Origin of the sequence: Streptomyces durocortorensis (assembly GCF_016901035.1) — a bacterium.
GTDB classification, from domain to species: domain Bacteria; phylum Actinomycetota; class Actinomycetes; order Streptomycetales; family Streptomycetaceae; genus Streptomyces; species Streptomyces durocortorensis.
Map to the genome: position 1 here is coordinate 1 of NZ_JAFEUF010000175.1, position 9,985 is coordinate 9,985.

At 70.7% G+C, this 9,985-nt stretch carries 11 protein-coding genes; 10 read left to right on the forward strand and 1 reads right to left on the reverse strand.

Features of this window, described 5'->3' with window-relative positions; all coding sequences use genetic code 11:
* Nucleotides 1-112 precede the first annotated feature (112 nt).
* Nucleotides 113-1,723, reverse strand: a complete 1,611-nt coding sequence (locus JS521_RS26020; RefSeq protein ID WP_205085412.1) for a beta-N-acetylhexosaminidase — start codon at nt 1,721-1,723, stop codon at nt 113-115.
* A 437-nt stretch (nt 1,724-2,160) separates the two neighbouring features.
* On the opposite strand from JS521_RS26020, the gene JS521_RS26025 reads away from it, so the two are divergent.
* From JS521_RS26025 to JS521_RS26070, 10 genes are all read left to right on the forward strand, one after another.
* On the forward strand, nt 2,161-2,763 hold the full coding sequence (locus JS521_RS26025) for a 2-oxo-4-hydroxy-4-carboxy-5-ureidoimidazoline decarboxylase (protein WP_372448619.1): 603 nt from the start codon (nt 2,161-2,163) through the stop codon (nt 2,761-2,763).
* A 246-nt stretch (nt 2,764-3,009) separates the two neighbouring features.
* The gene (sdhC, locus tag JS521_RS26030; protein ID WP_078625614.1) at nt 3,010-3,390 is read left to right on the forward strand and encodes a succinate dehydrogenase, cytochrome b556 subunit; all 381 of its coding nucleotides are present in this window, start codon (nt 3,010-3,012) and stop codon (nt 3,388-3,390) included.
* 5 nt (nt 3,391-3,395) lie between these two features.
* Nucleotides 3,396-3,878, forward strand: a complete 483-nt coding sequence (locus JS521_RS26035; protein ID WP_010058611.1) for a succinate dehydrogenase hydrophobic membrane anchor subunit — start codon at nt 3,396-3,398, stop codon at nt 3,876-3,878.
* Between the two features lie 30 nt (nt 3,879-3,908).
* Nucleotides 3,909-5,663: a succinate dehydrogenase flavoprotein subunit gene (gene sdhA, locus JS521_RS26040; protein ID WP_205085413.1), complete on the forward strand. Its 1,755-nt coding sequence runs from the start codon at nt 3,909-3,911 to the stop codon at nt 5,661-5,663.
* Nucleotides 5,663-6,430, forward strand: coding sequence for a succinate dehydrogenase iron-sulfur subunit (locus tag JS521_RS26045; RefSeq protein WP_205085414.1), 768 nt, complete (start codon nt 5,663-5,665; stop codon nt 6,428-6,430). The genes sdhA and JS521_RS26045 overlap by 1 nt, the downstream gene beginning before the upstream one ends.
* Before the next feature lie 141 nt (nt 6,431-6,571).
* The gene (locus JS521_RS26050; RefSeq protein ID WP_205085415.1) at nt 6,572-7,174 is read left to right on the forward strand and encodes a hypothetical protein; all 603 of its coding nucleotides are present in this window, start codon (nt 6,572-6,574) and stop codon (nt 7,172-7,174) included.
* 16 nt (nt 7,175-7,190) lie between these two features.
* The gene (locus tag JS521_RS26055; protein WP_205085416.1) at nt 7,191-8,075 is read left to right on the forward strand and encodes a hypothetical protein; all 885 of its coding nucleotides are present in this window, start codon (nt 7,191-7,193) and stop codon (nt 8,073-8,075) included.
* Nucleotides 8,076-8,181: 106 nt separating this feature from the next.
* Nucleotides 8,182-8,616, forward strand: coding sequence for a hypothetical protein (locus JS521_RS26060; RefSeq protein ID WP_010058617.1), 435 nt, complete (start codon nt 8,182-8,184; stop codon nt 8,614-8,616).
* Between the two features lie 5 nt (nt 8,617-8,621).
* Nucleotides 8,622-9,125: a thiol-disulfide oxidoreductase DCC family protein gene (locus JS521_RS26065; RefSeq protein WP_356561337.1), complete on the forward strand. Its 504-nt coding sequence runs from the start codon at nt 8,622-8,624 to the stop codon at nt 9,123-9,125.
* Nucleotides 9,126-9,135: 10 nt separating this feature from the next.
* Entirely contained in the window at nt 9,136-9,879 is a 744-nt protein-coding gene (locus JS521_RS26070) for a TetR/AcrR family transcriptional regulator (protein ID WP_205085417.1), read from the forward strand.
* The last annotated feature ends 106 nt before the right edge of the window (nt 9,880-9,985 follow it).

A 9,985-nucleotide genomic window follows, 5' to 3' on the forward strand; every position in this document is an offset into this window, starting at 1 on the left:
CGCCCGCCCCCCCCCCCCGCGCGCGCCCCCCCCCCCCCCCCCCCCCCCCCCCCCCCCCCCCCCCCCCCCCCCCCCCCCCCCCCCCCCCCCGCCGCCGGGGAACGCCCCGGAACTACCCGGCGCTGCCGGTCCGCTCCGCCAACTGCTGGAACTGTGCCCAGCTCAGCGCGGGCTTCCGCGGATCCCACAGCTTCTGCGAGGTCGCCACGAGCGGCATCCTGATGCCGTTCGCCACCTGCTCGGTGGTCTGCGCGTTCGGCAGGTCGCCCCAGACGGCGAACCGGCCGCCGAGGATCTGCTTCGAGTAGCGCTCGGCCACGGGTTCGGTGCCGCGCAGGACCAGCGGGGTCCACTGCTCGTAGATCCGCTCGCCGGTCGGGTAGACGAACTCGTTGGGCTCGCCCAGCACGTAGTAGAGGAACTCGTCGTTGAGGTTCAGCATCTTGTAGCCCTCGGCGAGGTACTCCTGCGGCGGGCGGGCGCCTATCTCCTTGCCGGTCCAGTACTCGATCTCGATGTTCTCGTCGGCCTTGACCTTCGTGCCGCGGAAGAGCCCGTCGTTCCAGGCCTTCGCGGTCCGGCCCTTCGGGACGACGACGTCCGCGCGGTCGTTCAGCCAGCTGGTGGCCAGGTCCTCGATGGTGGCGTCGGCGCCGTGCTTCTCCTCGGCGGCCCGCTGGAGCTGGGGGTAGGAGGCGGCGGGGTTCTGGACGGTCAGCGCCTGGTACTCGTCCGCGCCGAGGTGCCAGAACCGGCCCGGGAACAGCTCGGTGTACTCCTCCAGGAGTTCGTCGATGAGCTTGGCCGCGGCCGGCTTGGAGATGTCGATGGAGCCCTTCGACTCGACGCCCGCGGTGTTGCGCAGCTGGAGGTCGGGGTGGGCGGCCAGCACCGCGCCGAGGTGTCCGGGCGAGTCGATCTCGGGGACGACCTCGATGTGCCGGCTGTTGGCGAGGCCGACGATGCGGCGGACCTCTTCCTGGCTGAGGGCCTCGTCGGAGACCACCTCGGGGTGGGACTTCGACTCGATCCGGAAGGCCTGGTCGTCGGAGAAGTGCAGGCCGAGCTGGTTGAGCTTGAGGTCGCCCATCTCGCGTATGCGGTCCTCTATCCACTCCGCGCTGTAGTGCTTGCGCGCGATGTCGAGGTTGAGTCCGCGCTGCGGCCGGTCCGGCCGGTCGTTGACGACGCCCTCGGGGACCGTGCCGTCCGCCTTGAGGGACTGCTTGAGCGTACGGGTGCCGTAGAAGACGCCCGACTCGTCGGGTCCTGTGACCTTCACCTTCCGGTCGCGCACGGTGAGCGTGTACGACTCGGAGGGGCCCGCGTCCTTGGCGCCGAGCGCCAGCTCCACGTCTCCCGCCTTCGCCGGCTCGGCGCCCCGGTAGCGGATCTTCAGCTCCTTGGCGAGCAGCTCCGCCTCGTCGGCGAGCACCTGACTGCCCTTGGCGATGACGACGGCGCTGTCCTTGCCCGGCTGCCAGCCCGGCCCGCGCGCCGCCGTGTGCTCGCGGACGGCTGGGATCACACTCGGCGTGCTGGACATCGGGTAGCTGCGGGAGGGCGACGGGGCGGCGGCCTCGGCGGAGGTGCCGGAGGGCGACGCCGTGTCGCCGGACGGTCCGCTGCCGGATCCATCCGGCCAGACGACGACGGTGAGGACGACGGCGGCTGCGGCCGTGACAGCCGCGCCGGTGACAAGGGCACCACGCGAGGGCGACATCGGGCAGATTCCTCCGTTGAGGGGTCAAGGACGGGTGAAACGAGTGAATAGGGTGCAAGGCTGGCATTTTTGTCGCGGCCTCGCCCATCGAGGACGTCGGGCGACCGGACGGAACCCCGGCCGACGCAGGTCAGACGTCCATCACACGTTCCGAAACTCTCCCGTTCGGGTGATTCCTCTCCGGTCCCTCGGACGGCCGTCGACCGATCTCGTTAGCGTTGCGGAACATTCGTCTCCCTCTTCACTCCCACCCCGCGCAACCTCCTTGCGCTCCCGCCTGTCTTTCAGGGACGGAGGACCCTTTTCCGGGGTCACAGGGTCACAGAGTCACAGCTGTCATTGATACGAGTCGATACGAGGTGTCCACGCTGTCCAGGTCCAGCGAGTCCCCCGCCGGCCTGCCGAAGCGATCCACGCCCCCGGCCGGCCGGTCGGCCGTGCCCGTGCAGCCGCGCCACCCGACCCCGGCCCACGCCGCGTCTCCGGCCGGCGCCACGCTTCCGGCCGGCGTCACGCTTCCGGCCGGCGTCCCCGGAGCGCCGCCCGTCGGCGGGTCGCCGGCCGATCATGCCGTCGGCCTGGCCCACTTCAACAGCCTTCCCTTCGCCGCAGCCGAGGCGGCCTTCCTGGAGTGCTGCGGCAGTCTCCGCTGGGCCCACCGGATGGCCGCCCACCGCCCCTACCCCGATCTCGGCGCTCTACTGGCCGCGTCCGACGAGGCGGGCTACGACCTCGCGCCCGGCGACATCGCCGAGGCCCTGGCCGCGGAGCCGGCCCCCTGTCTGCACAGCGACGCCCCCCGCGCCGCCCATCTGGCGCTGCGGGCCGCGCACGCGGCGTACGAGAGCAGGTTCGGCCACGCGTTCGTGATCTGCCTGGACGCCTTCGAGCCCTCCCAGTACGTCGACCAGGTGCTGGCCGGGATCCGGGTCAGGCTGGCGCACGAGGTGGACGAGGAGCGGGCGGTGACCGCCGAGGAGCTGCGCCGACTCGCCCGGAGCCGGATCGTCGAGCTGGTCGCCGGCGACCCCCGGGGGTAGTCGCCGCAGACCCACGGAAGTAGTCGCCGCGGCCCCCCGGAGGCAGCCGCCGCACCCCCCGGCGGTAAGGGTCGCTCTAGCCCGTACGTGCCTGTTTGATTGCCACTTTGATCACACCAGAGGCCCCGGCGCGAACGAACCGACAAAGCGTCGCTACGATGGCCGGGGCCGGTGGACCGTACCCGGCCGGGTCAGACCGACAGTCAAGCCGGCCGACCCCAATCCCCGCTCCCGGAGGGTTCTTCCGTGCCGGCTGGAACGCTGTACCGCGGCCGGGAAGGCATGTGGTCGTGGGTGGCTCATCGAGTCACCGGTGTCCTCATTTTCTTCTTCCTGTTCGTACATGTCCTGGACACCGCTCTTGTCCGCGTCTCGCCCGAGGCCTACGACGAAGTCGTGGCCACGTACAAGACGCCGATCGTCGCGCTCCTCGAATACGGCCTGGTGGCCGCGATTCTCTTCCACGCGCTGAACGGTCTCCGGATCATCGCCGTGGACTTCTGGGCCAAGGGCCCGCGACTCCAGAAGCAGATGCTCTGGACCGTGATGGGCATTTGGATCGTGCTGATGGTCGGGGCCCTGTACCCCGTCCTCGGTCACGCCGTACGCGACGTCTTCGGGAGCTGAGGCCCATGTCCAGCGAGACTTCTTCCGCAGCCGCGATCGGTGATGTCGAGGGCGTGAGCCTCTACGACGTCGACAACCCGGCGCCCGTGATCGAGCCCCCGCGTAAGCGGACGGCCAAGACGCCCAAGGCTTCGCGCGGCAACTTCGAGATGTACGCCTGGCTCTTCATGCGCCTGTCGGGCATCCTCCTGACCGTCCTCGTCATCGGCCACCTGCTGATCCAGCTGGTGCTCGACGGCGGCGTCTCCAAGATCGGCTTCGCCTTCGTGGCGGGCCGCTGGGCCTCGCCGTTCTGGCAGGCCTGGGACCTGATCATGCTGTGGCTCGCCATGCTCCACGGCGGCAACGGCCTGCGCACGGTCATCAACGACTACGCCGAACGGGACAACACCCGCTTCTGGCTGAAGATGCTCCTGTACACCGCCACGGTGTTCACCGTCCTGCTGGGCACGCTGGTGATCTTCACCTTCGACCCGAACATCCGCTAGGCGCCGGGACAGAGGGACCAGAGGAAAACCATGCAGATCCACAAGTACGACACCGTCATCGTCGGCGCCGGCGGCGCCGGCATGCGCGCGGCCATCGAGTCGACCAAGCGCAGCCGCACCGCCGTGCTCACGAAGCTCTACCCCACCCGCTCCCACACGGGCGCCGCGCAGGGCGGCATGGCCGCCGCGCTCGCCAACGTGGAGGAGGACAACTGGGAGTGGCACACCTTCGACACGATCAAGGGCGGCGACTACCTGGTCGACCAGGACGCCGCCGAGATCCTGGCGAAGGAGGCCATCGACGCCGTCCTCGACCTGGAGAAGATGGGCCTGCCGTTCGGCCGCACGCCCGAGGGCAGGATCGACCAGCGCCGCTTCGGCGGTCACACCCGCAGCCACGGCGAGGCCCCGGTCCGTCGCGCCTGCTACTCGGGCGACCGCACCGGCCACATGATCCTCCAGACGCTGTACCAGAACTGCGTCAAGGAGGGCGTGGAGTTCTTCAACGAGTTCTACGTCCTGGACCAGCTGATCGCCGAGGTCGACGGGGTCAAGAAGTCCGCCGGCGTCATCGCGTACGAGCTGGCGACCGGCGAGATCCACGTCTTCCAGGCGAAGTCGGTCGTCTACGCCTCCGGCGGCACCGGCAAGTTCTTCAAGGTGACGTCCAACGCCCACACCCTGACCGGTGACGGCCAGGCCGCCTGCTACCGGCGCGGTCTGCCGCTGGAGGACATGGAGTTCTTCCAGTTCCACCCGACGGGCATCTGGCGCATGGGCATCCTGCTGACGGAGGGCGCCCGCGGTGAGGGCGGCATCCTCCGCAACAAGGACGGCGAGCGCTTCATGGAGAAGTACGCGCCGGTCATGAAGGACCTCGCGTCCCGTGACGTCGTTTCGCGCTCCATCTACACGGAGATCCGTGAGGGCCGCGGCTGCGGTCCGGCCGGTGACCACGTGTACCTGGACCTGACGCACCTGCCGCCGGAGCAGCTGGACGCCAAGCTCCCGGACATCACCGAGTTCGCGCGTACGTACCTCGGCATCGAGCCCTACACGGACCCGATCCCGATCCAGCCGACCGCGCACTACGCCATGGGCGGCATCCCGACCAACGTCGAGGGCGAGGTGCTGGCCGACAACACCACCGTCGTCCCGGGCCTGTACGCCGCCGGCGAGGTCGCCTGCGTCTCCGTGCACGGCGCCAACCGCCTCGGCACCAACTCGCTGCTCGACATCAACGTCTTCGGCAAGCGCTCCGGCATCGCGGCCGCCGAGTACGCGGCGAAGAGCGACTTCGTCGAGCTGCCCGAGAACCCGGCCCAGCTCGTCGCCGACCAGGTCGAGCGGCTGCGCAACTCGACGGGCACCGAGCGGGTCGCCGAGCTGCGCACGGAGCTCCAGGAGTGCATGGACGCCAACGTGATGGTGTTCCGCACCGAGCAGACCATCAAGACGGCGGTCGCCAAGATCGCCGAGCTGCGCGAGCGGTACCTCAACGTGTCGATCCAGGACAAGGGCAAGCGGTTCAACACCGACCTGCTGGAGGCCATCGAGCTGGGCAACCTGCTCGACCTGGCCGAGGTCATGGCGGTCTCCGCGCTCGCCCGCAAGGAGTCCCGCGGCGGTCACTACCGCGAGGACTACCCCAACCGCGACGACGTCAACTTCATGCGCCACACCATGGCGTACCGCGAGGTGGCCGCCGACGGCGCCGAGTCGATCCGGCTCGACTACAAGCCGGTCGTGACGACCCGCTACCAGCCGATGGAGCGTAAGTACTGATGGCTACCCCCACCCTGGACAAGACCGACAACGCCGAGGCCGGCTTCGCCGACTCGCCGTTCATCACGGCCACGTTCCGGATCCGCCGCTTCAACCCCGAGGTGTCGGACGAGGTCCACTGGCAGGACTTCCAGATCGAGATCGACCCGAAGGAGCGTGTCCTCGACGCCCTTCACAAGATCAAGTGGGAGCTCGACGGCACCCTGACGTTCCGCCGTTCCTGCGCCCACGGGATCTGCGGTTCCGACGCGATGCGGATCAACGGCAAGAACAGGCTCGCCTGCAAGACGCTGATCAAGGACATCAACCCGGACAAGCCGATCACGGTCGAGGCCATCAAGGGCCTCACGGTCCTCAAGGACCTCGTGGTCGACATGGACCCGTTCTTCCAGGCGTACCACGACGTCATGCCCTTCCTCATCACCAAGGGGAACGAGCCGACCCGCGAGCGTCTGCAGTCCCCCGAGGACCGTGAGCGGTTCGACGACACCACCAAGTGCATCCTGTGCGCCGCGTGCACGTCCTCGTGCCCGGTGTTCTGGAACGACGGCCAGTACTTCGGCCCGGCGGCGATCGTCAACGCGCACCGCTTCATCTTCGACTCGCGCGACGAGGCCGGAGAGCAGCGTCTTGAGATCCTCAACGACCGTGACGGCGTGTGGCGTTGCCGCACCACGTTCAACTGCACGGACGCCTGCCCGCGTGGCATCGAGGTCACCAAGGCGATCCAGGAGGTGAAGCGCGCGCTCATCACGCGTCGCTTCTGACTCGCCCGTAACACCTGTTGTGTCGACAGGCCCCGCCCCCGCCGCCCCCCCGCTGCCGGGGGCGGGGCTTGTTGCTGCACCGGGGCCCCACGGGCGGTACGGTTCAGCGGAGCTGAAGACCGAAAGAGAACGGGGATCGTCGTGAGCGAGCCGAATCCGTACGCGGACGACGCGTACAAGTGGGGCCCGCCCCAGCAGCAGCCGGGTCACCAGCCGACCGTCGCCGACGGCCAGGCGTACGGGTATCCGGGGCCGGGCGCCACGCCCGCGTACGGCTACCCGCAGCCGCTGCCGGAGGCCGCGACCCAGCCGGGGCCCGGTTACGGATACCCGCAGCACGCTCAGCCGACGATGCCCGGGCAGTACCTGCCGGTGCCGCAGGGCGTGCCGGGCCAGGGCGGGGTGCCGGTGCTGTCGATCGGCGACATCACCGTGATGAGCGACGCGATCGTCACCCCGTCCGGGTCGATGCCGCTCAAGGGCGCGGTCTGGACGGCCACGGACATGTCGCGCACGGAGGAGAAGATCCCGACGCACGCGGTCGTGCTGGCGATCATCTTCGCGCTGTTCTGCCTGATCGGTCTGCTGTTCCTGCTGATGAAGGAGAAGCGGACCACTGGCTTCATCCAGGTCACCGTCACCAGCGGCGGCCGGCACCACTCCACGATGATCCCGGCCATGGGCCCGCACACCTTCCCGGCGATCATGGGCCAGCTCAACCACGCCCGCTCCATGAGCGCCTGAGTCCCGGGGCGGTCCCATGGCGCGCTTCGAGCACACGGTCACCGTCGCTCCCCTGGACCGTGGCTGGTTCGAGGAGGCCGCCGGCCTGACGGTCGGCCTCCTGGACGCATCCCGGGAGGGCCGGGACGGGGCGGTCCTGCTGGCCGACGGGCGGGCCGTGGACGGCCTGCGGCTGCTGAAGGGGCGTCATCTGCGGTCGGGGGCGCGGTACGGGGAGGTCCCGGCGTCGCCCGGGTCGCCCGGGTCGGGCGGTGCGGCGGGTGCGGCCGCGGAGGCTGTCGACGGCCCGGCGGCGCACGTGTCCGGTGCGGGTGACTCTTCCGCGACGCTCTCGTCCGCCGTCCTGCGCGCCTGGCGTCCGTCGCACTCCGTCGAGGTGGAGAGCCTCGTCGTGGAGGACGGCATGTCCCTGAAGGTGCGGCTGCGGCTGAGCGAGCCCCGCAGGCCCCGCGCGGTGGAGCTCTCCCTGTCGGGGCACCAGCCCGGGGGCGGCTCGCTGTACCGCTGCTCGGCGCGCGGCTCGGCCGATCTGGCGGCCTGGTGGGCTGCCGTGGACCGGCTGCCCTCCGCTCCCCCGGCCGCCCGGGCCCCCGTGGCGGGGCGGGCCGTGCACCGGCTGGCCAAGGCCCGCCTCACCCTCACTCCGCGCCCGGCCGAGGACGGCTCCTGGCGGGTCACCGTCGCGCTGAGCGTACGCGGGCGGTGGCTGCTCCGGCCGGTGGGCGCGGTGGTCCTGTTCTTCGCCCGGGGCCCGGTGGAGCGGGGCCTGCGGGAGGCGGCGGAGAGCGCGGCCGCGGAGTGGAACACGGCGCTCGCGGAGCTGACGCCGTTGCACGGCGAGGCGTTGCGGGCGGAGATCGCGGACGCGCTGGTGAACCCGGACGGGCCCAAGGCCCTCTGAACCACCCCCTGCAGCAGCCCTGTAGACCTCTTCTTGAACATGTTCAAGAAGAGGTCTACAGTCATACCCAAGAGCAGTTTTGAACGCGTTCAAGGGAGGGTGGGGCATGGACCTCACTGTTGTCGCGTACGTCATCTACCTGCTGATCAGCGTGGCGCTCACCGTCTGGGTCGCCCGCACGCTCAGCCGCAACGGGCGGATCTTCCTCGCCGATGTGCTGCACGGGAACGAGAAGCTCGCCGACGCCGTCAACCATCTTCTGGTGGTCGGCTTCTACCTGGTCAACCTCGGGTTCGTCACGCTGTATCTGAAGAACGCCGACGGGGTGGCCGACGCCCGCGAGCTGTTCGAGGCCCTCTCGGTGAAGGTCGGCGTCGTCCTGCTGGTGCTCGGTGTGATGCACCTGGGCAATGTGTGGGTGCTCAGCCGCATCCGCCGCCGCAGCGCCCTGGAGCGTGAGCAGACGCCGCCGGTCCCGCCGCAGGGCTGGACCCCGCCGGCGGCCCAGGGCCCGTGGACCGCCCCCGCGGCCGGCCGGTGAGCCCGGTGGCCGAGGCAGCGCCCACCGCGCCACCGGACCAGGCGCCCGGACCCACCGCCCAGCCCGGGCCGGCGCCGCACGCCGTCGCCTGGCCCGGCCCCGTACGCCGGCTGACCGTGCTCTACGACGCGCAGTGCCCGCTCTGCGTCCATCTGCGGGGCTGGCTCCAGCGGCAGCGGCAGCTCGTCCCGCTGGACCTCGTACCGGCCGGATCGCCCGAGGCGCGGCGGCGGTTCCCGGAGCTGGACCACGCGGCGACGCTCGCCGAGATCACCGTGGTCGGCGACCTGGGGCAGGTCTACCGGGAGACGGCCGCCTGGATCGTCTGCCTGTGGGCGCTGGCCAAGTACCGCTCCAGGGCCCACTGGCTGACCACCCCGGCCGGGCGGCCCTTCGCCCGGGGAACCGTGCTGGCCGCCGCCCGCTACCGCTCGATGGCCGTCCCGCCCTGCGCACCCGGGGCCCGCGAGTGCGCCGCCCCGCCCGGCGGCGCGTGGGCTCCCCGTTAACCTTGGGCCCGTGGTGAAGGAAGAGAAGAACGTGCAGGAGAAGAGGCCGGCCAAGGCCGCGAAGAGCGAGCAGACCCGCACGCTGATTCTCGAAACGGCGCTCCGGCTCTTCGCGGAGCGGGGCTACGACCGGACGACGATGCGGGCCATCGCCCAGGAGGCGGGCGTCTCGGTCGGGAACGCCTACTACTACTTCTCCTCGAAGGAGCACCTGGTCCAGGGCTTCTACGACCGGATCGCCGGCGAACACGCTGCGGCGGTCCGGCCCGTGCTGGAGGGCGACGGCGATCTGACCGTACGCATCAGGGGCGTGCTGCTGGGCTGGCTGGACGTGGCGGAGCCGTACCACCGCTTCGCCGCCCAGTTCTTCAAGAACGCGGCGGATCCGGACAGTCCGCTCTCCCCGTTCTCGGAGGACTCGGTGGCCGCCCGCGACGCGGCGATCTCCATCCACGAACGCTGCATCGCCGGGGCGGACGTCAAGAGCGACCCGGAACTGGCACCGCTGCTGCCGCAGTTGATGTGGCTGATGCAGATGGGCCTGGTGCTGTTCTGGGTGTACGACCGCAGCGAGGGCGCCGAGCGCAGCCGCCGGCTGGTCGAGCGCACCGCGCCGATCGCCGCGCGGGCCATCGCGCTCTCCCGGTTCCGGGTGCTGCGACCGCTGGTGCGGCAGATCCACGGGCTGCTGGTGGAGTTCCTGCCGGGTGGTACGGAGACGGCCGGAACGAAGACGCCCCGGCCGTCGGACTGACCCCGCGCCCCCCCCCCCCCCGGCCGGGGGGGGGCGGGGGAAAACGCGGAGGACCCCCCCGCGCCCCGTGCCCGGGGGCGGGGGCACGGTAATGGGGCCCGCGCCC

Bases quoted from the DNA above. Each gene is read 5' to 3' on its own strand.
- JS521_RS26035 (WP_010058611.1), top strand. From the start codon at position 3,396: ATGTCCAGCGAGACTTCTTCCGCAGCCGCGATCGGTGATGTCGAGGGC.
- JS521_RS26020 (WP_205085412.1), bottom strand. From the start codon at position 1,723: ATGTCGCCCTCGCGTGGTGCCCTTGTCACCGGCGCGGCTGTCACGGCC.
- JS521_RS26060 (WP_010058617.1), top strand. From the start codon at position 8,182: ATGGACCTCACTGTTGTCGCGTACGTCATCTACCTGCTGATCAGCGTG.
- sdhA (WP_205085413.1), top strand. From the start codon at position 3,909: ATGCAGATCCACAAGTACGACACCGTCATCGTCGGCGCCGGCGGCGCC.
- JS521_RS26045 (WP_205085414.1), top strand. From the start codon at position 5,663: ATGGCTACCCCCACCCTGGACAAGACCGACAACGCCGAGGCCGGCTTC.
- JS521_RS26055 (WP_205085416.1), top strand. From the start codon at position 7,191: ATGGCGCGCTTCGAGCACACGGTCACCGTCGCTCCCCTGGACCGTGGC.